The following is a 21,566-nucleotide window of genomic DNA, read 5'->3' on the forward strand; positions in this document are numbered from 1 at the left end:
ACAATGACTGGAGTTTTTTTATGGCAGATATTTTTGATTCGGTTTATAAATGTATTTCTAGTGAACGCTATACGCCTTATTCGTTGGCCCGCAAAATCGGGGCGGTTGGCATTTTGGAATCGGCAAGTTTTGCAAAAGGGCGTGAACGTTACTCGATTTTGATGGCTGAAGAAGCCTTTAAAATTGTTCAGGACGATGATGGAGTTGCTTTTTTAATTGACGGCTCCCGTGTGCCTTTTGTTCCTGTGGAGGATTCTCTTGACGCTCTTGGCCGTAAAAAGCCAGCTGATATTCTGGACGCTCTTTTGTATGTTGCCCGGCAGCACAAAAATTTTGAAAATTCTTCTGATATTCCGGTTCCAGCTTCTGGAATGGGATATTTAAGTTATGAATTTGCAAGAAGATGCGACAACATTCGTTTTTTTGAGCAGGAAGATGAGCTTGGAGTTCCTGAAAGCCTTTTTATTGCCGGACATATTTACATTGTTTTTGATCACTTTACCGAAACAATGCACATTTTCGGTTTTAACTACAAAGAGCACAAAATCGATATAGAAGCGGCTGTTGAAAAAATGGTCAAAAGAATAAACGACATGGATTTTTCTTATGTTGAAAACGAAATTGGGAAATTTGAATACAAAATTTTGACAGATATTGAGCAGTCTAAGCGCGAATATATTCAAAAAGTTGAAGAACTTAAAAAGCACATTGTTGACGGAGATATAATTCAGGCGGTTCCGAGCCGCCGTGTCCAGATTGAATGCAAGGCGACGGCTTTGCAGGTTTATGGAAAACTCAGAAAAGTAAATCCTTCGCCTTATATGTTTTATCTTGATTTTGGAAATTTTCAGTTGACAGGAGCTTCTCCGGAAAGTTTGGTGCGCGTACGTGAAGGAAAAGCGTCAATTCATCCGATTGCGGGAACGATTCATCGCGGAAAAAACGAGGCCGAAGACGAAGAATTGAGCAAAACTCTACGCGAAAATCCAAAAGAACGCGCCGAGCACCTTATGCTTGTTGACCTTGCAAGAAACGATTTGGGACGAGTCTGCAAAAGTGGAAGCGTGACAGTTCCTCAATATATGGAATGTGAGCGTTACAGCCATGTAATTCATCTTGTTTCAAATACGGAAGGTTTTGTGCGCGAAGGCGTAAAGCCGATTCAGGTTTTGAGGGCGTCTTTTCCGGCCGGAACTGTGAGCGGAGCGCCAAAAATAAGCGCAATGCAGATTTTGAGCCGTTTGGAAAAAATTAAAAGGCGGTTTTATGCCGGGGCGGTCGGATATATCCAGAATAACGGAGATTTGGATTTTTGCATTACAATCCGCTCTTGTTTGTGCAAAGACGGAATTTTTAGTTTGCAGGCCGGTGGCGGAATTGTTTACGATTCGACTCCAGAACGTGAATTTACCGAAACTCAGGAAAAACTTGGGGCTTTGATTGACACTTTGACAAAGTAAAGTAAACCTCTGATATTTTTAAAACTGTGTCGGGGGAAATTTGCCGGTTTAGGGTCGAAGTTTGTTTTTTTTTGTCAGCCAGATTGATGCGTCAGGGGGTGGAGCAGCGCGGAAGCGTTGCCCTAAGGCAATGGAGGCAGAAGCCGGAACTGCGGAAGACCCGGCCGCCACTGGCGGAGACGCCCTGTAAAAAATGGGATACTGGGGAAAATTCTGGGAGATTGTTATTAACGGTGTTTTAACCTGGGAAAAACCTTTTTTTTACTTTGTTTTTGTAACATCGGGGGCATGGATAAACTTAAACTTGGGCCGCTTTTTAGGCTTGATGATTTTTTGACGTCAAAGAATCTTTATACGGTTTTTCAGCCGGTTATTTCTTTGAAAGATGCTTCGGTTTTTGGGTATGAGTGTTTTGTTCGTTTTGACGCTGGAGAAGGTTTTGAAGATAATTCCTTTTTCTCTCCCGAAAATATCTTTGCCCAGAAAAAGGCGGAAAAAGATGTGTGGGGGCTGGACAAACTGTGCTTTAAGAGTGCTGTTAAGACTGCCCGGGCTCTGGGGCTGCGGAAAAAACTTTTTATAAACCTTTGTGCTGCTTCTCTTTTTGACCGGGATTTTCAAAAAGACTATTTTGTTAAGGCTTTTCAGAAATATGGCATCGACTGCCGGAACGTTATCATTGAGTTTTCTGAAAGGGATTTTTCTGAGGAACTGGATTTTCAAATAAAGGAATGTTCGGATTTTTTTAAGGAAGCGGGTTTGTCTGTGGCTGTGGACAATATGAGAGACTTTGGTATGAAAAATGTCTACCGTCTAAATCCCGAGTTTGTAAAGCTGGATCGTCTTGCCGTTAAAAACATTCAAAACGATAGTCTGAAATTTTCTATGGCAAAAAATTTTGTCGATTTCTGCCGGAGTATAGGAACAAAGACGGGTTGCTGTGGGGGTTGAGGACGAAGATGAGCTGAAGGCCCTTCTTGAACTGGGGGGTGGACTTTGCCCAGGGATTTTTTATCGGGAAAGGGGAGAAGGTTTTTGAAAAAGCCGGAAAAAAATCTTTTGCCACGGTGGCTTCTTTCCGTTACAGCGAAAATGTTGAAGGGGAGCAGAAGTCTAAAAAGTCTGGTGGTGTTGATGCGAAAAAAAATGCTGGAAAAGCTGGAAAAGCCGGCGGTGGCGGCTCTGAGGAACAGGATGTAAGTCTGGAGAAGGAGGGCGTCAAAAAAAATAGTGCCCTTTCTCCTTTTTTGAAGGACTGCAGGACTAAAATCGGGGATTTTTGTGTTGAGGGAATTACCTTTTTTGCTGAAACTCCGGTGCCAGAGGTGCTGGAACTTTTCCAGAGCAATGTAAACTGTCTTCTGGCGGTTGTGGTTGATGGGGAGAACCGGGTTTTGGGAACCATTACCCGCTCAAAATTTTTAGGGCTTTTTAGTTCCAGGTATGGGTTTAACCTTTATTCCCGAAAGACTATTGGTAGCCTTATGAAAAAGGACTTTCTTTTTGCTGACGAAAATGAATCTTTGATAAAAGTTTCTCAGGAGGCTATGGAAAGGGATTCGGAAAACATATATTCGCCGGTGGTTGTCCTGTCCAAAGGAAAGTATCGCGGGATTGTTACTGTAAAAAATCTTCTGGACACCCTTGTAAACGTAGAAGTTGCCGAAAAGACGAAAGACCTTATGCTGAAAAATAAAATTCTTTTGAAGCAGCAGCAGGTTCAGGCTCGGGATATGAAGATGGCGGAACTGGTGCAGAAGAGTTTTTATAAGTCGGCGGCGCCGCAGTCAAAGGATTGGGAGGCGGCTTTTTTCTTTAAGCCTATGTCCAGCGTTTCGGGGGATGTGTACGATTTTTATGCGGACAGAAACGGAGGGTTTTCCGGCTGTTCGCTTTTTGATGTTTCTGGCCACGGGGTTGCTTCCGGCCTGGTAGGAATTTTGTCTAAGTATCTGGCTTCCCAAATTTTCCGGATGTATTCTGATAAAAAACTGAACGCAATGCTTAAGGCTTTTAACCGCTTCCTGACGGAGGCAAAGGGGATGGTGGAAAACTATCTGACTGGTGTTTTTTTGCGGGTTTGTGGTTCTGCCCTTGAATACGTGAATGCGGGGCATCCCGATGTTTTTATAAAAAGACCTGGTAAAAAAACTGCGGCCCTGGGTGAAGATAAAAAAGGCTTTAGGGGTACTTTTATAGGAATTGAAGGTCTGCCGGAAGAGTGGAAGACGGTGGAAGAAAAACTTGAAAAAGGAACTTATCTTCTGCTTTATACGGACTGTCTGGTGGAAAGCCGGAATCTTATGGGGTTTGAAATGGATGGCAGAATCCTTGGAAAGGTCTTTGACCGGGCTTGTCAGAAAAACGGTAACTCTGAGGGAAAAACTGCTAAAAAGGTGCTGGAAGATTTAATGGATGCCTTTGAGTCTTTTACGGAAGGTGTGCCCTGGAAGGATGACCTTACGGTGATTGTTCTCAGGTATAAGGGGCTGTAGTTTTGTCTGCTGCTGTGGCTGGCGTGCGTCAGGGGGTGGAGCAGCGGCGAAGCCGTTGCCGTAAGGCAATGGAGGCGATAGCCGGAACTGCGGAAGACCCGGCCGCCGAAGGCGGAGACGCCCTGAAATTTATTCAGCCCTTTTTTCGAATTTTCTTGCCGTTTTTGCTTTGTTTTTGTATTTTTATCTATAAATAAACATAAAATTCATTGTCAAATAATTTTATAGGAGATAAATAGAAAATGGCAAAACAGTTGATTTTCAATGAAGATGCACGCAAAAAGATGCTTTCTGGTGTTGAGCAGATTGCAAGTGCTGTAAAAGTTACACTTGGTCCTTGTGGACGTCTTGTTATGCTGGACAAGAAATTTGGCGCACCAACTATTACAAAAGACGGTGTAAGTGTTGCTAAAGAAGTTGAATTAAAAGATCCTTTTGAAAACATGGGAGCTCAGCTTGTTAAAGAAGTTGCTTCTAAGACAAACGATGTTGCCGGCGACGGTACTACTACTGCTACGGTTTTGGCTTATGCAATTGTTAAGGAAGGCTTGAAATCTGTTGCTGCTGGAATTACTCCAATTGAAGTAAAACGCGGAATTGACAAGGCTGTTGCTGTTGCTGTTGAAGAAATCAAAAAGAACAGCCGCGCAGTTAAAGGTTCTGAAGATATTACTCACGTTGCTACAGTTTCTGCAAACAACGACCCTGAAATCGGTAAAATTCTTGCCGATGCAATCGAAAAGGTTGGAAAAGACGGCGTAATCACAGTTGAAGAGTCTAAAAACATGGACACAACTGTTAAGACTGTTGAAGGTATGCAGTTTGACCGCGGTTATATTTCTTCTTACTTTGTAACAGACCGCGAAAGAATGGAAATCAACTACAGCGATGCTTATGTTTTGATTCACGACAAGAAAATTTCTACAATGAAAGATCTTCTTCCATTGCTCGAAAAAGTTGCTCAGACTGGAAAACCTCTCGTAATTATCTGCGAAGACATGGACGGCGAAGCTCTTGCAACTTTGGTTTTGAACTCAATCCGCGGAACTCTCAAATGCGTTGCTGTTAAGGCTCCTGGATTTGGCGACAGAAGAAAGGAAATACTTCAGGATATTGCTATTTTGACTGGCGGTACTGTAATTTCTGAAGAACTCGGACTTAAACTTGAGCAGACTGATATTAGCCAGCTTGGTCAGGTAAAATCTGTAAAAATCGACAAAGACAATACAACTTTGGTTGATGGTGCAGGCGACAAAAAGGCAATTTCTGACCGCGTTGCAGAAATCAAGGCTCAGATTGAAAAATCTACTTCTGACTACGACAAAGAAAAACTCAAGGAACGTCTTGCAAAACTTTCTGGTGGTGTTGCTGTAATCAATATTGGTGCAATCACAGAAACAGAAATGAAAGAAAAGAAATTCCGCGTAGAAGACACATTGGCTGCTACCCGCGCCGCTTTGGAAGAAGGAATTGTTCCTGGTGGTGGAGTTGCCTTGCTTGAAGCTGCCGCTGCTCTTACAGAAGAGGCTTCTGCTGGTCTTTCTGATGACGAAAAAGTTGGATTTAAGATTGTACGCCGTGCCCTCGAGGAACCAATCCGCCAGATTGCAGAAAATGCAGGTGTTGACGGTGCAGTTGTTGCAGAAAAAGCAAAGAACGAGAAAAAAGGTGTTGGTTACAACGCTCGCACAGGAAAATGGGTTGACCTTATGGAAGACGGAATCATTGACCCTGCAAAAGTTACCCGTTCAGCATTGCAGAACGCTGCTTCGGTTGCAGGCATGCTTTTGACAACAGAATGTGCAATCACTGATATTCCAGAACCACCGGCTCCAGTTGCCGCTCCAAATCCTGGAATGGGAATGGATTACTAGAAAAGACTAGTCAAGGCCTTGCTTTTGAGAAAATCATTAGCAAGGTCTTTTTTTGTGCTTTTTTGTTTAAAACTGAAGAATTTTGGTATAGAATATTTTCTAGGCAGATGAATTTCAGACATACAAGGTTTACAGCAAAATTTTTCATTTTTTTAGCAGTTTTATTTTTTTTGACAGGGACTTTTTTTGCAATTAAAAATGTAAAAAAACAAAATGAACTGAATTCGATTTTTGCCGAAAAAATAAGCGGTTTGGCAGAAGAAAAAAAACTTCCGGACGAACCTGTTCAACTTGAAATTTTTAGAAAATCTTATCCTGACGTTTTTTTTGAAAGCTTTTACGACGAAGAAAAAAATGACTGGCTTGTAAAAATTTCTGCTCCGATTTTTCCAGGCAAAGAAGAAAAAAAACAGACAGAATTGTGGTGGGCGGAAGGCAGGCTTTTGCCGGAAGATGAGCTTGAAAACAAAAATGAATATTGGAAACTTATTTATCAATATTCAAAATTAAAAGATCCGAAAGAAATGAATGCGGAAGAAATCGAGGAAGTGCGAAATTTTTCTTCAAGCAAAAACAGGCAAACTTCTCAGGGCACGCCGATGTTCTTTTTTGATTTTTTGTATGCTGCAAAATCCAAGGTGATAATTGAAGATCACATAGCTTATTCAACTTTTTTGGGAAAACCGACAAAAATTCATGAACGGATAAAAACTCCTCTTTTAAATGTTGAAAAACGGATTTTAAAACTTGCAGACGACGACCCGGAAATTGACGGATTTGTAAAAAATTTAAAATCGGCAGATGCCTACAACTGGCGCGTAATTGAAGGTACTGGCGGAAGAAAATCTTTTCATTCGTATGGAATTGCCGTCGATTTGATTCCGAAAAGGCTCTACGGAAAGGCAATTTTTTGGAGCTGGACTCGCGACAAAGATCCGAAAAACTGGATGCTCACTCCGCTCGAAAAGCGCTGGATGCCGCCTCAAAAAGTAATCGATATTTTTGAAGATGAAGGATTTATTTGGGGCGGAAACTGGATAATTTTTGACAATATGCACTTTGAATATCACCCGGAAATTTTAACAGGAATGTAAAATTTCGTTTTTTTCTTCGCACCGTTCGGACTTTTTTGACTGAGTTTTTTAAAAATTGATGATTTCGTCGTAGCAGGCGATTGCAAAATTGTCCGTCATTCCAGAAATATATTCAATTACGCATTTTTGGTAATTTTCGTATTCGTTTACATCAAAGACGACCGGCGTTTCGTAGCGGAGTGTTTTTTTTCTGTCAGGAGCGTCCTGAGGAATGTAATTTGAATACCGGATTAGCCAGTCTTCGAAAGTTGAGCTCAGATTCTTAAAATAGCGCATGGAAGATGGAATTCTGCCATTTTTTGCAAAACTTTGTGTGCCCATCAAGGTTCTGTAAATCGTTCCCAAAACATTTTGCGCATAATTTTTAAATTCAAGCAGTCGCCAATGGCTGTAAATTTTTTGAAAACTGAATTTTTTTAATTCGCTTATAAACTTAAAATATGGTTCGCTAAAGCAAAGGCCTTTTTCCGGACTTGAATTTTTGCAGAGGTCTACGATCATATCGTTGATTAAGACGGTTGTGTTTATTGCTTTTCCAGAGCTTGAAAAACCGAGAGTGCTGCCTACAATTTCGCGCAATTGACGGTAACAGCCCATGTCGAGAATATGGTAGCGCCGTGCGTCCTGCAAATCTCTTCCCAAAAATGCAATTTTGTCGCTGAGTTTTACAATGCAGCCTTCCCAGGTGAATGGCTGTACAAAACCCGGAACTTTTATGTCGTAAAGAGGAATATTTTCTTCGCGAGGCTTTAATCCCTGCTGGTCAATTTCGCCGCAGTGGCAGACAATTCCGTCGCGGACAGCATAAGTTAAATTCAATGTACGCTCAAAACCGTCTGGGTCTGGAAGAGTTTCGATATAATCTGCAAAAAAAAGTGAATTCCTTTCGTGCCAGAATTTTTTAGGAGCGTTTGCGCCCGGTCTCTGTTCCATAAGGCTGTTTAAAATTTCTTCACCGGTATGGCCAAAAGGCGCGTGTCCCAGGTCGTGCCCTGTTGCAATCGCCTGGGTTAATTCGGTGTTGAGCCCAAGATATTTTGCGATTGTGTCAGAAACTGAGGCTACGTGAAGAACGTGTTCCATTCGTGTGCATACGTGGTCGTTGTGCGGAGAATAAAAGACCTGAGTTTTGTGTTTTAACCGGCTAAAAGCCTGACAGTGCAAAAGTCTTGTGTAATCTCTGTCAAAATCAGAACGAATTGAATTTCCCCGGTCGTAAATTGGAATTTCCCGCTTTACCGCATCCTGCCATTTATGATTTAGAGAATTTGCCGCAACTTTTTCAAATGAATTTTTCATAATCCGATTATAACTCATTTTAATTTTTTAAGATATTTTATTAAAAACGGCAAAGTGATGAATGCAGAAAGCAAATCGCTCAAAGCCGGAGTGAGCATAATTCCAGCAATTGGTTCAAATCCAAAAAACTGAACGGCGTAAGGCAGACATAAAATCATCGGAACAAAAACAATTCCCTGTCTGAGTGACGAAAGCACTGTTGCAGAAAGTTTTTCGCCTGCAGTTTGTAAAAGCATTGTTGAACCAAAAATAATTGAATGGAATGCAAGAACGCAGCAACTCAGTCTGAGAGCAATTGAAGCGACTTTTATAACGGCTTCATCGTCACGAAACGAATGTGCAACTTGCGGGGCAAAGATAAAAACGACAGTTCCAAGAACTGCCATTGCGAGCGAAGTTCCTTTTACCAAAAAAGCAACAGCCTGTTTAACGCGGTCATATTTTTTTGCGCCGAGATTTATTCCGCATACAGGCTGAAAACCTTGTCCAAGTCCGATTGCAACCGCCATTAAAAGCTGGCAAATTCTGTTGCTGATAGACATTCCTGCAACCGCGGCATCTGCCGTCTGAGCTGCGGTCAGCGCAAAACCGGACATAAGGGCGCCGTATTTTGCCGCGCCGATATTCATAAAGATAGTAGAAATAGAAGTTGTGCCCTGCCGAAAAAGGCTTGGAAGTCCAGTCGTAACAATGTCAAAATAAACAGAAAATTTTTTTGCAACCGACTTTATATTGAATTTTACAACTTGCGGATTAAAGAAAAACATAGAAAGCAGGATAAAAAAACTTGTAATCTGGCTTATTAAAGTTGCAATCGCCGCTCCAGAAATTCCCATTTTAAAGACAAAAATAAAAAGCGGATCTAAAAGCATATTCAAAATTCCGCCAGTAACCATTCCAATCATCGAAAAAGCGGCCTTGCCCTGAAAACGCAAAAGATTGTTCATTGCAAATGCGCTCATCATAAAAGGGCAGCCAAAAATTATAAAACGCGCGTAATCAAGCGCAAAAGGAAAAATTGTGTCAGTTGCGCCAAGAAGTCTAACCAGAGGCTTGTTAAAAATTGTTCCTAAAATCGAAAAAATAAGTCCGAGGCTAAAAACGCAGACAATTGCCGTAGAAACAAAAGTTTGCGCTTTTTGGCGGTTTCCAGAGCCAAGCGCACGGCTTGTAATAGAACCTGCCCCCATTCCAATCATAAAGCCACCGGCCTGAATCATCGTCATAAGCGAAAAAATTACACCGACAGCACCAGAAGCGCTTGTACCAAGCTGACTTACAAAAAAAGTGTCTGCCGTATTGTAAATGGCGCTTACCATCATCGTAATAATAGTTGGAATTGCGTTTTTTATAATGAGCGACCCAACTGGCCGGGAAAGCATAAGTTCAACAGTGTTAAATGAGCGGGAAGTCATAAAAAAGATTTTCCCAAAATCAAAAAATAAAATCAAGCAATAAACAGTTAGCGTCAATAAAGCTCAATAAACAGACAGTTGATTTTCCAAAAAAATTTTGCTAACATATTTAAATACGCCAACTTAGCTCACCTGGTAGAGCAGCTCCCTCGTAACGAGCAGGTACTCGGTTCAAGTCCGGGAGTTGGCTTTATTTGTTTTAAATCCTTTCATTGCAACGATTTGTAAAAAATTGCAAAACTGTTTGTTGCATCTAATCGGTATAAAAAATTTTATCAGCTTTTTGGATAATTTCCTGCTTTATTCCTTAAAAACGCGATCGCGCTCAAACCGGCCAATGCCCCTTCAAAAACCGCTTTGCTTACTTGCAAAAGTCCGCCAGTGCAATCTCCGCAGGCAAAAATCCCCGGAAAATTAGTCTGCATTTTTTCGTCAGTTTTTATTTTGTCGCCGTCCAAAAAAATGCCTGCTTTTTTTGCAAAGTCTGCGGCCCCGGCTTCTCCGAGCGCAATAAAAATTCCGTCGGTGCTTAAAATTTCTCCGTCAAAAAAAACAAGCGAGTTTACAAGTCCAGAATTTTCGTCGCCCTTGATTTCTTCGATTTTCCGTTCATCAATAGAATATTTTGTGTTCAATTTTTTTAATTCATCGCAATTTTCGCCGTTTGTAAGAATTTTTACGGAAGAAGCGACATTGGCAAGCACATCGGCCTCGCTCAACGCGAATTTTCCGTTTCCAATGATTACAACATTTTTCTTTCTGTAAAAGAAAGCGTCGCAGACAGCGCAAAAACTTACGCCTTTTCCTTCAAAATCCTGCAAGCCTTTGATTTTTGGACGAAGTTTTTTGTTTCCAGTGGCAAGAACCAAAGATTTTGCCTCAAATTTCTGTTCGCCGGCCAAAATTTCAAAATTTCCGTCAGAATTTACCTCAAAATGCGTAATTTCCAGTTTTTTTACGGCAATTCCAAGATTTTCCGCCTGCAAAAGACCTTCATTGTAAAGTTCCGCCCCGGAAATTCCGTCCTTAAAACCGTAATAATTTTCAATTTTGTGCGCCTTTTCCAACGAACCGCCACCGTTGTGCAAAACCAAAACTTCAAAATTGCCACGGCGGGCATAAATCGCCGCAGAAATTCCCGCAGGTCCGCCGCCAATAACCGCCAAATCAAAAATTTTTTTGTTTTCAACCATAGTTTAATTTTAGCATATTTTAAAAACTTAAAAAGAATTTGGAGCGCATTTTTCTTAAAAAGAAAAGTTTTCCGGCCATAATCGTACAGTTGCCGCAAAAAAACGGCTTTCCACCCTTCGCTAGGCGCTCATTGCCGTTCCGGCAACTCCGGGGTTCCAATCCGGGCTACAAGCCCGGTCGTGCGCTTTTAGCGCACACGAAAATAAACGGGTTTTGCGCAAGCAAAAGCCGCAGCATGCGTCAGCATGCAAGCATCCGGGCTACATACCCGGTCGTGCGCAAATGCGCACACGAAAATAAACGGGTTTTGCGCAAGCAGAACCCGCAGCATGCGCCAGCATGCAGACCCTGTCGTGTGCTTTTGCGTCTGTAAAAATTATTATATAATTTTTGTATGAATTTAAAATTTATTTCTTGGAACGTTAACGGACTTCGTGCTGTTACCGGCAAAAATTTTTACGAGGATTTTAATTCTTTGGATGCAGATTTTTTTTGTCTGCAGGAAACTAAGCTTCAGGAAGGGCAGATTCAAATGGATTTGCCGGGATATTTTCAATATTGGAACTATGCTCAAAAAAAAGGCTATTCTGGAACGGCAATTTTTACAAAATACGAGCCGGTTTCGGTTTTTTACGGAATTGGAATTCCTGAGCACGACACCGAAGGCCGCGTAATCACTCTTGAATACAAGAATTTTTTTCTTGTGACGGTTTACACTCCAAATTCTCAAACCGAATTAAAACGCCTTGATTATCGCATGCGCTGGGAAGATGATTTTAAAAATTATCTTTTAAATCTTTCCCAAAAAAAAGGTGTAATTGTCTGCGGCGACCTGAATGTTGCCCACAAAGAAATCGATATAAAAAATCCGGCTTCCAATCGGCACAATGCCGGTTTTACCGACGAAGAGCGCTCAAAAATGACACAGCTTCTTGAGTCCGGCTTTACCGATTCGTTCAGATTTTTTTATCCTGATACAGCGAATGTTTACAGCTGGTGGTCGTATCGTTTTCATGCACGCGAAAAAAATGCAGGCTGGCGTATCGACTACTTTTTGGTGAGCAATTCCCTAAAAGCTCAGATGAAAAGTTCTGCAATTCATACCGAAATTTTTGGTTCCGACCATTGTCCTGTCGAACTGGTCTGCGACTGCGAAATTTAAAATTACTGCCGGCTTGTTGTCCGTGTGTCTACGATTCGCTTCATGTCGGCAATGTTGTTTACAATAATATTGTTTTCAAAAACTTCGATTTTTCGAGAAGCCATAAAACGGTTTATTTCGTCAGTTGTCTTTGCAATCGGAAGAGCCGCCCAATGCGCCACATCCTGGATTGTAACGTTAAATCTGCGCTGTTTTTCGTTTGGATTTACCGGTGGATTCATTTCGTCGAGCATGCAAAAAACATCCGCAACGCGCGCCTGTGTGTCTTGAATTACCAGAATCTTAAAGCGCCGCTTTTGGTCATAAATGCGTTTGCAGAAAAGTTTTAAAATATTGAGCGCAATCTGCGGATTTCCGGTGATTAAAAGTTCAAAATTTGATTTATTGAATTCCAGGCACTGGACGTTTCCAACGGCAAGACAGGTTGCTGAGCGCGGAGAATTGTCCAAAATCGCCATTTCGCCAAAAAATTCGCCAGGTTTTAAAATGTCCAGATTTTTGTTTTGACCGTTTACGCATTTTACAAGCTGGACTGTGCCTTTTTGAATCAGATAAAAACTTTCTCCAGGTTCAAATTCGCTTATGATAACTTGTCCAGAAGAATATTTTTTTGCAAAACGGGCAAATGCCGGAAGTTCAAAAACTTTTAAGGATTTGTCGTTCAACGAAACATTTTCTGTTCCTTCGTCAAAAGCAAGGCTTTGCGATTGTTTTGCCCTTGCATCGGCTGTTACGAACATTTTTTTGACCGCGTTCTCGTCTGCTGAATTTGGATAGTATTTTAAATATCTTAGACAGACATCTGCGCAGCTGCGCCATTTTTCGTCATGAAAAAAAGCCTGGGCTACGCCCAAAAGTCCGCTCTGACGGTTTATGTTTTGTCCTTTGTTTAGAATCTCTTCAATTTGAGTGTGAACTTTTCTCAGCTGGTTTGAAAAAACTCTGAGCATTTTTAAAATCAAAGTCTTGTTTGAAGAAAAAATCGTTTCAAATTCCTGAACTGTCAGCGAAAGACAAACCGAATCGATTAAAACCGTAGCTGTTTCTTCGCGCGGAAAATGACCCAATGCCGATTTTACACCAAAAAATTCACCGTTTTTTATCTGTTCTGTAACAGGAAGATTTGTTTCTATGTCTGTTGTGGAAATTATTACGCAGCCTTTTTGCAAAATAAAAACCCTGTCGTCGCGGTCTCCTGCAAAATAAATGATTGAACCTTTATTGTATTGCATCACTTTTGGCATAACTTTTCTCCCATAGAATACAGGTTTTATAATTCAATTATAATCCAAAATTATAATTAGTTCCTTAAGATTTAGCATATTTTGATGAAAAATTTAACTGATTAAATCATATTTTCAAAAAAAATCATTTGAGAGTGTTTAATTCTAAAACTTTTTGATTTGTGCTATATTTGAAAAATGATTGATTTACATAGTCACTCTTCTGCGTCTGACGGAATTCTTTCTCCGGCCGATTCTGCCAGATATGCTTTTGAAAAAAAACTTACGGTCTGGGCTTTGACCGACCATGACACGGTTGACGGCTTAAATGACGCTGCAAAGGTCTGTTTGGAAACCGGAGTGAATTTTATTCCTGGAATCGAAATTACAGTTGCCTGGCCAGAAGGCGAATTTCATCTTTTGGGTTTGGGATTGCGCCGTAAAAGCGAAGAATTAAAAAATACCATTGAATATCTGACGGAAGACCGCTTTAACCGGAATTCTGAGATTGTCAGAAAAATGAACGAAGACGGTTACGATTTTACTCTTGAAGAAATTCAGTCAAATTTTACTGCAAGCCAGATTGGACGTCCTCATTTTGCGGATTTTTTGGTAAAAAAAGGAATTGTCCGCAACCGTCAGGAAGCATTTGACCGTTTTTTAGGACACGGAAAAAAATGGTATGTAAACCATACTGGCGAAAATCTTGAAACTGCGGTGGAAGCGATAAAAACGTCTGGCGGAATTCCTGTAATTGCCCATCCATGCTCGCTTTTTGTAGGAATCGCAAGGCTTGAGGAAGAACTTGAAAAAATCCATGCGGCAGGAGTTATGGGACTCGAAGCCTGGCATCCTGGAGCAAGAAAGAGCCATTGTTACCGTCTTGAAGAAATTGCCAGAAAGCTTGGAATGTTTGTTACTGCTGGAAGTGATTTTCACGGAAAAGGTGTAAGGGCGGACAGGCATTTGGGCAGGATGTTTGATAATAAAAAAATTGATGACAGATTCTGGTTTGAAGAATTAAAGCCTGCTCTTGGCGAAGATTTTGATTTTAAAAATACTGAATGGGCAAAATGAATTTTAGAGAATAGATTTTTATGAACGGAAAATTCTGCGCCGGATGCGTCGGGCGAAAGTTGCCGGAGGCAATGAGCGTGAGCGAACCCAGAGCAGCCGGTTTGACGGAAATTTGCCGCCCAAAAGAATAAATTTTTGATTTTTTTTGTGAATTTTTTGTAAAATTTTTACTTTTACGGCCACTTATTATTATAGAAACTTTTTAAGAATTATTAAGGGGTCGGTTTTATGAAAATTTTTTCTTTTTCGCCGTTTGGATATGAAGGCTCGCTTGTTGCCGTTGAGGTTGATTTAAGACGCGGAATTCCTGCTGTGGACGTTGTTGGTCTTGCGGACGGAGCTGTCAAGGAAAGCAGGGAGAGAATGCGCTCGGCAATCAGAAATTCCGGGTTTGAGTTTCCTTTGGAGCGGGTTTTAATCAGTTTGTCTCCGGCGGATTTGAAAAAAGAAGGCGCTGGTTTTGATTTGGCGCTTGCGCTGGCAGTTCTTGATGCTCAAAAAGGAAATCTTTCTGAAAAAAGTGTGCTTGTTATGGGCGAACTTGAGCTTTCGGGGCTTTTGCGTCCTGTCCGGGGCGTTCATGCTGCTGCCGGAACCGCAAAATTGGCAGGAATTGATTATTGCATTGTAAGCTCGCAAAATGCCGGCGAAGCAAAGGAAGTTAGCGGAATGAAGGTTTTTGCGGCGGAAAATCTTGCAGAGGCGTTTGATGCGCTTTATAAACCGGAAATTTTTTGTGAAGGTAGTGAATTTTCTGAAGACCAGGGAGCGCCAAAAGGTTCGGTTTGGGTTGAAAATGTGCTTTTTCCTCCGGTTGATGAAGGTTTTGAGATGGCGGAAATTTGCGGACAAAGAAAACTGATCCGTGCTTTGCAGGTTGCTGCGGCCGGTGGACATAATTTGCTTGCTTTTGGACCTCCCGGCTGTGGAAAAACGCTTGCATTGCAGAAATTTCCGGGGCTTTTGCCTCTTTTGCCGCTGGAAGAATCCCAAAGCGTAACGAGAATTCACAGTTTGGCAGGACTTTTGCCGCCGTCCGTTTCGATAATGCGTAAAGGTGATTTTAGAATGCCGCACCAGACTGCAAGCATAGAGGGAATTTGCGGCGGTGGAGTGAGTTGCCGGCCGGGAGAAATTTCTTTGGCGCACAATGGAGTTCTTTTTCTGGATGAGGCGGCGGAGTTTAGGACGAGTGTTTTGCAGATGCTTCGCGTTCCTCTCGAAACAGGGACAGTTACTTTGAGCCGGGCAGGGCGCAGCACGGTCTATCCGGCGAATTTTCAGCTTTTGATGGCGGCAAATCCCTGTCCATGCGGAAATTACGGAGTTGAAGGAAAAATCTGTCTTTGCAGCGCGCGTTCTGTAGAAATGTACTGGAGAAAATTTAGCGGACCTCTTTTGGACAGAGTTGATTTGAGGGTTTGTGTTTCGGCGGTTGAAAAGGAAAAAGAGCGGAATAATGGCGGTGAAGAAAATAAAGATTTTTCGACCGGGGCTTTGCGCAAAAAAATTGCAGTGGCGGTAAAAAAACAGCGGGAGCGTGGCGTGAAAAATTCGAGGCTTAGTCCGCAGCAGATTTCCGAATTTTGCGTTTTGGACGGAGAAATGGAAAATTTTCTGGAAAATCAGCGCAAAAAAAACAGCTTGTCGCAAAGAGGAGTGAGCGCGTGCTTAAAAATTGCAAGGACGATTGCCGATATGGAAAATCATTTGCGGATTGAATTTTCTGACTTAAGAGAAGCTGTCGAATTGAGAGGAAACAGCGGGCCTTTGGAATTTGTTTTGCCGGGAGAATAGCTTGATTTTGCAGACGGAAAAGCCGTTTAAAAAAGCGTCCGAAGTAAAAAAAAGAACCTGCTTAAAAAAAACAGATTCTTTTTATACCGAAGAAGGGACTTGAACCCTTACACAGTCGCCTGCAAAAGATTTTGAGTCTTTCGTGTCTACCATTCCACCACTTCGGCAAATGCAGATACTATTATATCAGAAAAAAATATTTTTTTGCAACACTATAATGCGATTTTTTTGTATAATTGACCCGGAATAACAATGAATAAAGATTATATTGGCTGCGAACCGGAAAAAGTTTTAAAGGAAGTTTTTGGTTACGATTCGTTCAGGCTTTTACAGCGGAAAATAATTTCCAATGTGCTTAATAAAAAAGATACTCTTGCAATTATGCCGACCGGCGGAGGAAAATCCCTCTGTTACCAGATTCCTGCCTTGATTTTTGACGGAATCACTGTCGTTGTGTCGCCTCTTATCTCTCTTATGCAGGATCAGGTGGACAGTTTGTTGGCTTCTGGAGTAAATGCGGTTTTTTTGAACAGCACTCTTGACTGGGATAAATATCTTGAATCGATGAATTCGATTCGTCGCGGAGAAACAAAAATTCTTTATGTCTCGCCGGAAGGCTTGAGTTCTCCAAAAATCCAGGATTTGCTTCACGACAGCCGCGTAAAAGTCAGCTGCATTACGATTGACGAGGCGCATTGTGTTTCTGAGTGGGGACACGACTTTAGACCGGAATTCCTTGAAATTTCTGCTGTAAGAAAACAGTTTTCTAATGCGGTTTGCCTTGCACTCACTGCGACCGCTACGGCTCAGGTTCGGGCGGATATTATTCAAAACCTTGCGTTAAAAGAACCGGAAGTTGAAATTTCGAGTTTTGACAGGGCGAATATTTTTTTGTCGGTTGCCAGAAAAAATGATGCTGTGAGTCAGGTTGTTGATTGTATTCGCAGGCATTGGGACGAAAGCGGAATAATCTACTGTTTTAGCCGCAAGCAGGTTGACTCTCTTACGCAGGTTCTTTTAAACCTTGGATATTCGGCTCTAAATTATCATGCCGGGCTTTCTGACGAGGAGCGAAAAAATCATCAGAACCAGTTTATCCGCGATCAGGTGCAGATTATGGTGGCAACTTTGGCTTTTGGAATGGGAATTGACAAGCCGAACGTGCGTTTTGTAATTCACTATGACTTGCCAAAGTCTCTTGAACAGTATTATCAGGAAATTGGACGTGCTGGACGGGACGGACTTCCGAGCGAAGCGCTTTTGCTTTATTCCGGGGCTGATATTTTTAAAATAAGGCATTTTTTTACGGATGCCGCCGACCCTCAGAAATCAGAAAATCTCTTGCAGTCGATGACGGATTATGCCTCGGCACGTGAATGCCGCCGAAAAAAACTTTTGGCGTATTTTGGCGAATCTTATGACAATGAAAAAGAAAAAAACGCCCACTGCTGCGACATCTGCTCAAAAGGCCCAGCCGTTCTTTCTGATATGACGATTCCCTGCCAGAAATTTATGAGTTGTATAATCCGCACAAATTCGCATTTTGGAGCGGCATATATTGCTGATGTTCTTTTGGGTTCTAGAAATAAAAAAATTCTCGACAATTCGCACAATATGATTTCGACATGGGGAATCGGCCGGGAACTTGATAAAGCCCAGTGGATGGAACTGGCTTCTCTTTTAATCGAAAAAAATTATCTTGTAAAAACCGGAGATTACGGCATTTTGATGCTCACAAAAGAAGGTCTTGGCGTGCTAAAAAACCGGGATAAAATTCTTCTTCCGTTCGAAAATGCCTTGCCGTCTGAAAAATCTCTCAAGGCTACGGGAACTTTTGTTCCGAAAAACCGGGCGGGCACAGGTTCTTCCGGCGGACTTCTTTTTCCAAAGCCTTCTGGAAAAAACGGAAAATCAAAAAAATCTTCTCTTCGGGCGGATTTTGTTCTTCTCAAAAAAACGGAAAATTCTTCTTTTGAGGGGAATGTGGAAAATTCTCAAAAAAAATCGCCCGACCAAAATACGCTTCTTATGATTTCCGGCTTAAAAAAATGGCGGAAAAACAAGGCTGAAGAGATGAATGTTCCTCCATATGTAATTTTTGGCGACAAGACTTTGCACGAGCTTGCGGCAAAAAAGCCAAAGTCAATGGATGAACTTTTGGACTGCTACGGAATCGGAGAAAACAAGGCGGCAAAATTCGGAAAGGAAATTTTGGAGCAGATTCAAAAGTTTTAAAATTAAAAAAGCCACGCTTAGAAAAATGTCTTTCCGACGTGGCTTTTATCGGTTTTGTGCAGAATTGGAATTAAAAACTAAAAAAGTCTTCTCGCTTCAACATAAAATCTTTTTTCGCTTGCTTCGCCCATGCTGAATGATTTTCGAGGAAGCGGACCTCTGCCGTTGATTGTCGCAAAAAAGCAGTCTTTTGCAATCGGAGGCAGCAAAATTCCTGTATTGCCTTCGGTTTTTCCGAGTCCGACAGTTTCGTCGCTTCCGTGGATATAATCAATCTGCGTTTTTTGAGCCTTATTTTCGGTCATGAAATCGTCGATTACAGGCTGAAGAGCGGCGATTGCCAGATCTTTGACCGGAGTTTCGAGCATTTTGAACGAAGTTTTTCCATTCTTGGTAAAGATAAATCCGTACCGTGCGCCGTCTGCGCTCCTGGAAGCAACTTCTTTTTCAAGTTCAGATTCATTTTTCAATCCGCAGATTTTTCCGCCAAGTTTTTGTGCAACGGTCAAAATGAGCTTTTCGCTGTCAATTCCAAACAAGACACGGTGAATCGGTTCAAAAGTCAGTCCTTCGTCATAAATGTTTACGATTTCGACAAGGGCATAGCGTACCGGAGAATCTGCAGGAAGACGGGATTTGTTTTCTTCCCAGACGGCTTTTGCTGTTGCAAGGGAGTGGTTTCCGTCGCCAACCGCAAAAAGGAAGGTGTTTCCGTCAGAATCTGTTCCGGCTTTTGCCAAATCAGAGAGCGCGCTTTCGAGCAGTTTTTCAGCGTCGCTTCCTTTTACCGCCCAGCCTGTAATATGGCCAGAATTTTGCATCAAATCGCCGTCATAAACCGGCATCTGCTTTTTTGCAAGGTTTCCGGCTCCTCCGACAAGTTCATCATTCGGGTCGTTTGCAAGGAGCATGATATGCGGAAGCTCAAGTTTTGCGCCGTTTCTGATTTTCATTCTTGGCGGAATTCTTTCAGGAACAGTTGCTTCTGTTGCGCGAATCAAGGCTTTTGAGCCAGGTTTCCATTCGTAACTGTCCAAATCGACGCACATAACCAGACCTTTTCTTGTGCGGCCGTAGGCAGTTTTTCTTTCAATGTAGACACATTCTTCCTGAGGAGAATCAAAAACGCCTTTTTCGAGATATTCATCCATTGCAGACTGAATTTTATGGATGCGTTCATTTTTTGCATCTTCGTCCGACTTGTCCAGATAAACTTCCGGAAAAATCAAGTTGAGCGACGACGGCTTTTCGCCGGCAATTTTTTTTGCGTTTTCCCAATATTCGCGGTCTTGAGTGTATTGGTCGCAGGCAATAACCGACCATGTTTTCAAATCAATGTTTTTTGGCAAAAGAATCTGCGGAATAGCAGTTCCAAATTTTTCAAAAGTTTTCATTGTTTTATTCTAGCGAATTTTTCCCGTGTTGGGAATTCTTTGACGTCCTTGTCAAGCAACAAGCTTTGCTTCTTGCGGTTCTATGTCTTTTACCGCCGTCCTTGTCAATTTTGGTATTCGGGCGTTTCCTGACTTTTTTTACTTTTGTTTTGCCTTTGTCGTTTTAATTTTTTTTTGGGAAAAAAGATTTTTTTCTGAAAGAATATGTCAGGCCGGGTCTTCCGCGGCTGCGGCGTCTTGCGCGCCTTCGACCAGACGCAGGCGTCTGTTTTCGCTTCGCTCACCGCTACACCCCCTAACGCTTCCTAAAAAGAAAATATCGGCCATAATTTTGTCATTGCCGTACTTAAAACCATCTGTCATTGTCGGACTTGATTCGACAATCACGTGTAATAGATTCCCTTGTCAAGCAAGAGAATGACAATCTGTTAAAAAAAACAGCCCCTGCTAAAAGCAGAAGCCACATCTTCCTTTATGGAAAATTCCGATTTTCTGTGCTATATTCAAAACAGGAGGCGAAATATGACTCTTGTGATAAAAAACGCGGACAACAAACTTGTGGAAATGATAGACGCGATAAACAAGATGAGCAAAAAAGTTTATTCCTATGTAAAAGAAGATGAATATCCGGCAGAACTTGTGGAATCAATCAAATCAGGAGAAAAAGAGTACAACGCCGCTGTCAAAGACGGCACGCTAAAAACCTACGCCACCGCACAGGAAGCGTTCGCCGATTTATGAAATACAAAATTTATTTTACACCGGCATTCAAAAAAGACGCAAAATCGCTCACCGCTACAATCCCTAACGCTTCCTAAAAAGAAAATAAAAAAGCAGCTTCCACCGTAAAGCAGAAGCTGCCTGAAAAAGCACAACACACAATAAAAATCACGCATTATTCATTGCGCATTGCAAATAAAATCCTACTTTCCTCTTTTTGCGACTGTTTCGTTCACGCGGCTGATTTCGCTCTCAACGCCTTTTGCAAAATCCGCGACCGCCGTGTTCCCCACAATCGCCATCGTGTTTAGGTACGGAACAATCTTGTCGTTTATGATTGCAAGAATCGGCTTTTTGTAGCTTGACGCGCTCGCGCCCTTGCTGCCTTCCGCCTTTACAAAAGCGTCGTTCGCCGCCGTAAAATTGTCCTGCGCCGTCCTGATTGCCGAAACCATCTCCGCAACGCCGTCAAGTTTTTCAATATTCGCCTTAGCTTCCGCCGCCGTAAAGTCGCCGAGCATGCTTTCAATCATCGAGCTTTCAGAAACATAGCTCGCGCTCAAGATTCCCGACTTCGCATACTTGTCGTAAACCGTCTTCAAACAAAGAGCCGCAGCTTTTTTCTCCTCCAGCGGAAAAACCGCGTAGCCCGAAAGAAGCGCGCCAAGATTTCTGACAGCCTCGTCGCGCCTTGAGTCCGCCTCGTCAAGATTCGACACCGCCTTGTCCTGCAAAATCGCAGCCGTAATTGCGTCGCTTAAAGTTGTAAGCTCCGCTATCTGGCCTTTTAGGAAGGTGTCTTCCTGAGCCTTTGTGTCCGCGCCGAAAATGCGGATGATTGAATCCGAAAGCCCGTCCACCTCGGTGATTCTGGCTTTAGCTGTAAGTTTGTTCATAAATTCCCCCTTTGAAAACTTTTTGAACTGATAAATCGCGCTGCCAATGTAGCAGTTGCGAAACCTGATAAAAATTATAGCATGGGTTTTAGAAATATCTGTTTTTTTTGCGTGGCTTTGCCGATTAAAAAAACGAGGTTTGCAATCGGCGCGACGCCGAAACTGGAAATTTGCAAAAACGCTAATCGGCGTAATGCCGAAACAGGAAAATTGAAAAAGACGGCAATCGGC

17 protein-coding genes, 2 tRNA genes and 1 pseudogene are annotated in these 21,566 nt (G+C 42.1%); 11 read left to right on the top strand and 9 right to left on the bottom strand.

Features of this window, described 5'->3' with window-relative positions; genetic code table 11:
- Positions 1–20 precede the first annotated feature (20 nt).
- The 5 genes from B5D47_RS08220 (at position 21) to B5D47_RS08245 (ending at position 6,923) form a co-directional block, all read left to right on the top strand.
- Positions 21–1,460, top strand: coding sequence for an anthranilate synthase component I family protein (locus B5D47_RS08220; protein WP_078931353.1), 1,440 nt, complete (start codon positions 21–23; stop codon positions 1,458–1,460).
- 288 nt (positions 1,461–1,748) lie between these two features.
- Positions 1,749–2,411, top strand: a complete 663-nt coding sequence (locus B5D47_RS08225) for an EAL domain-containing protein (protein ID WP_078931354.1) — start codon at positions 1,749–1,751, stop codon at positions 2,409–2,411.
- 26 nt (positions 2,412–2,437) lie between these two features.
- Positions 2,438–3,955 carry a SpoIIE family protein phosphatase gene (locus B5D47_RS08230; protein ID WP_078931355.1) on the top strand — a complete coding sequence of 506 codons (1,518 nt, stop codon included), beginning with the start codon at positions 2,438–2,440 and terminating at the stop codon, positions 3,953–3,955.
- Between the two features lie 242 nt (positions 3,956–4,197).
- On the top strand, positions 4,198–5,829 hold the full coding sequence (gene groL, locus B5D47_RS08240) for a chaperonin GroEL (protein ID WP_078931357.1): 1,632 nt from the start codon (positions 4,198–4,200) through the stop codon (positions 5,827–5,829).
- A 170-nt stretch (positions 5,830–5,999) separates the two neighbouring features.
- Positions 6,000–6,923, top strand: coding sequence for a M15 family metallopeptidase (locus B5D47_RS08245; RefSeq protein WP_159443513.1), 924 nt, complete (start codon positions 6,000–6,002; stop codon positions 6,921–6,923).
- 48 nt (positions 6,924–6,971) lie between these two features.
- Here B5D47_RS08245 and B5D47_RS08250 read toward each other — a convergent pair whose 3' ends face one another.
- Both B5D47_RS08250 and B5D47_RS08255 read right to left on the bottom strand, forming a co-directional pair.
- Positions 6,972–8,222 carry a deoxyguanosinetriphosphate triphosphohydrolase family protein gene (locus tag B5D47_RS08250; RefSeq protein ID WP_078931359.1) on the bottom strand — a complete coding sequence of 417 codons (1,251 nt, stop codon included), beginning with the start codon at positions 8,220–8,222 and terminating at the stop codon, positions 6,972–6,974.
- A 14-nt stretch (positions 8,223–8,236) separates the two neighbouring features.
- Positions 8,237–9,637 (bottom strand): MATE family efflux transporter, encoded by a 1,401-nt coding sequence (locus tag B5D47_RS08255; RefSeq protein ID WP_078931360.1) that lies wholly within the window; start codon positions 9,635–9,637, stop codon positions 8,237–8,239.
- A gap of 117 nt (positions 9,638–9,754) precedes the next feature.
- Between B5D47_RS08255 and B5D47_RS08260 the strand changes: the two genes are divergently transcribed.
- A tRNA-Thr gene (locus tag B5D47_RS08260) sits at positions 9,755–9,827 on the top strand.
- Positions 9,828–9,912: 85 nt separating this feature from the next.
- Here B5D47_RS08260 and B5D47_RS08265 read toward each other — a convergent pair.
- Positions 9,913–10,803, bottom strand: a complete 891-nt coding sequence (locus tag B5D47_RS08265; protein ID WP_407701153.1) for an NAD(P)/FAD-dependent oxidoreductase — start codon at positions 10,801–10,803, stop codon at positions 9,913–9,915.
- Positions 10,713–10,928, bottom strand: a pseudogene (locus B5D47_RS11935) (hypothetical protein); the annotation flags it as partial. The gene B5D47_RS08265 and the pseudogene B5D47_RS11935, both read right to left, overlap by 91 nt.
- Positions 10,929–11,225: 297 nt before the next feature.
- On the opposite strand from B5D47_RS11935, the gene B5D47_RS08270 reads away from it, so the two are divergent.
- Complete coding sequence (locus B5D47_RS08270; RefSeq protein ID WP_078931361.1) at positions 11,226–11,993, top strand: exodeoxyribonuclease III; 768 nt, start codon at positions 11,226–11,228, stop codon at positions 11,991–11,993.
- A 2-nt stretch (positions 11,994–11,995) separates the two neighbouring features.
- Here the strand turns inward: B5D47_RS08270 and B5D47_RS08275 are convergent, their stop codons facing one another.
- Entirely contained in the window at positions 11,996–13,237 is a 1,242-nt protein-coding gene (locus tag B5D47_RS08275; protein ID WP_078931362.1) for a Crp/Fnr family transcriptional regulator, read from the bottom strand.
- 177 nt (positions 13,238–13,414) lie between these two features.
- On the opposite strand from B5D47_RS08275, the gene B5D47_RS08280 reads away from it, so the two are divergent.
- Both B5D47_RS08280 and B5D47_RS08285 read left to right on the top strand, forming a co-directional pair.
- Positions 13,415–14,293 carry a PHP domain-containing protein gene (locus tag B5D47_RS08280; protein WP_078931363.1) on the top strand — a complete coding sequence of 293 codons (879 nt, stop codon included), beginning with the start codon at positions 13,415–13,417 and terminating at the stop codon, positions 14,291–14,293.
- A gap of 228 nt (positions 14,294–14,521) precedes the next feature.
- Positions 14,522–16,090, top strand: a complete 1,569-nt coding sequence (locus B5D47_RS08285; RefSeq protein ID WP_078931364.1) for a YifB family Mg chelatase-like AAA ATPase — start codon at positions 14,522–14,524, stop codon at positions 16,088–16,090.
- An 84-nt stretch (positions 16,091–16,174) separates the two neighbouring features.
- Here the strand turns inward: B5D47_RS08285 and B5D47_RS08290 are convergent.
- Positions 16,175–16,257 (bottom strand) — tRNA-Leu (locus B5D47_RS08290).
- Between the two features lie 85 nt (positions 16,258–16,342).
- On the opposite strand from B5D47_RS08290, the gene B5D47_RS08295 reads away from it, so the two are divergent.
- Positions 16,343–18,325, top strand: a complete 1,983-nt coding sequence (locus tag B5D47_RS08295; protein WP_078931365.1) for a RecQ family ATP-dependent DNA helicase — start codon at positions 16,343–16,345, stop codon at positions 18,323–18,325.
- Positions 18,326–18,402: 77 nt separating this feature from the next.
- On the opposite strand, the gene B5D47_RS08300 is transcribed toward B5D47_RS08295, so the two are convergent.
- Together B5D47_RS08300 and B5D47_RS11455 are read right to left on the bottom strand one after the other, a co-directional pair.
- Positions 18,403–19,719, bottom strand: a complete 1,317-nt coding sequence (locus B5D47_RS08300) for a DUF1015 domain-containing protein (RefSeq protein ID WP_078931366.1) — start codon at positions 19,717–19,719, stop codon at positions 18,403–18,405.
- Between the two features lie 207 nt (positions 19,720–19,926).
- Positions 19,927–20,082 carry a hypothetical protein gene (locus tag B5D47_RS11455; RefSeq protein WP_159443514.1) on the bottom strand — a complete coding sequence of 52 codons (156 nt, stop codon included), beginning with the start codon at positions 20,080–20,082 and terminating at the stop codon, positions 19,927–19,929.
- A gap of 159 nt (positions 20,083–20,241) precedes the next feature.
- On the opposite strand from B5D47_RS11455, the gene B5D47_RS08305 reads away from it, so the two are divergent.
- A complete protein-coding gene (locus B5D47_RS08305; RefSeq protein ID WP_078931367.1) occupies positions 20,242–20,460 on the top strand; it encodes a hypothetical protein in 219 nt (72 codons plus the stop codon).
- A gap of 182 nt (positions 20,461–20,642) precedes the next feature.
- Here the strand turns inward: B5D47_RS08305 and B5D47_RS08310 are convergent, their stop codons facing one another.
- Positions 20,643–21,335, bottom strand: a complete 693-nt coding sequence (locus B5D47_RS08310; protein WP_078931368.1) for a DUF6261 family protein — start codon at positions 21,333–21,335, stop codon at positions 20,643–20,645.
- Positions 21,336–21,566 lie beyond the last annotated feature (231 nt).

It is taken from the genome of Treponema berlinense (assembly GCF_900167025.1).
Classification (GTDB): Bacteria; Spirochaetota; Spirochaetia; order Treponematales; family Treponemataceae; genus Treponema_D; species Treponema_D berlinense.

Excerpts from the sequence above, each read along its gene's own strand:
- B5D47_RS08270 (WP_078931361.1), top strand. The coding sequence starts at position 11,226 with ATGAATTTAAAATTTATTTCTTGGAACGTTAACGGACTTCGTGCTGTT.
- B5D47_RS08295 (WP_078931365.1), top strand. The coding sequence starts at position 16,343 with ATGAATAAAGATTATATTGGCTGCGAACCGGAAAAAGTTTTAAAGGAA.
- groL (WP_078931357.1), top strand. The coding sequence starts at position 4,198 with ATGGCAAAACAGTTGATTTTCAATGAAGATGCACGCAAAAAGATGCTT.
- B5D47_RS11455 (WP_159443514.1), bottom strand. The coding sequence starts at position 20,082 with ATGACAGATGGTTTTAAGTACGGCAATGACAAAATTATGGCCGATATT.
- B5D47_RS08220 (WP_078931353.1), top strand. The coding sequence starts at position 21 with ATGGCAGATATTTTTGATTCGGTTTATAAATGTATTTCTAGTGAACGC.
- B5D47_RS08310 (WP_078931368.1), bottom strand. The coding sequence starts at position 21,335 with ATGAACAAACTTACAGCTAAAGCCAGAATCACCGAGGTGGACGGGCTT.
- B5D47_RS08225 (WP_078931354.1), top strand. The coding sequence starts at position 1,749 with ATGGATAAACTTAAACTTGGGCCGCTTTTTAGGCTTGATGATTTTTTG.
- B5D47_RS08250 (WP_078931359.1), bottom strand. The coding sequence starts at position 8,222 with ATGAAAAATTCATTTGAAAAAGTTGCGGCAAATTCTCTAAATCATAAA.
- B5D47_RS08275 (WP_078931362.1), bottom strand. The coding sequence starts at position 13,237 with ATGCCAAAAGTGATGCAATACAATAAAGGTTCAATCATTTATTTTGCA.
- B5D47_RS08285 (WP_078931364.1), top strand. The coding sequence starts at position 14,522 with ATGAAAATTTTTTCTTTTTCGCCGTTTGGATATGAAGGCTCGCTTGTT.
- B5D47_RS08255 (WP_078931360.1), bottom strand. The coding sequence starts at position 9,637 with ATGACTTCCCGCTCATTTAACACTGTTGAACTTATGCTTTCCCGGCCA.
- B5D47_RS08305 (WP_078931367.1), top strand. The coding sequence starts at position 20,242 with ATGACTCTTGTGATAAAAAACGCGGACAACAAACTTGTGGAAATGATA.
- B5D47_RS08300 (WP_078931366.1), bottom strand. The coding sequence starts at position 19,719 with ATGAAAACTTTTGAAAAATTTGGAACTGCTATTCCGCAGATTCTTTTG.
- B5D47_RS08280 (WP_078931363.1), top strand. The coding sequence starts at position 13,415 with ATGATTGATTTACATAGTCACTCTTCTGCGTCTGACGGAATTCTTTCT.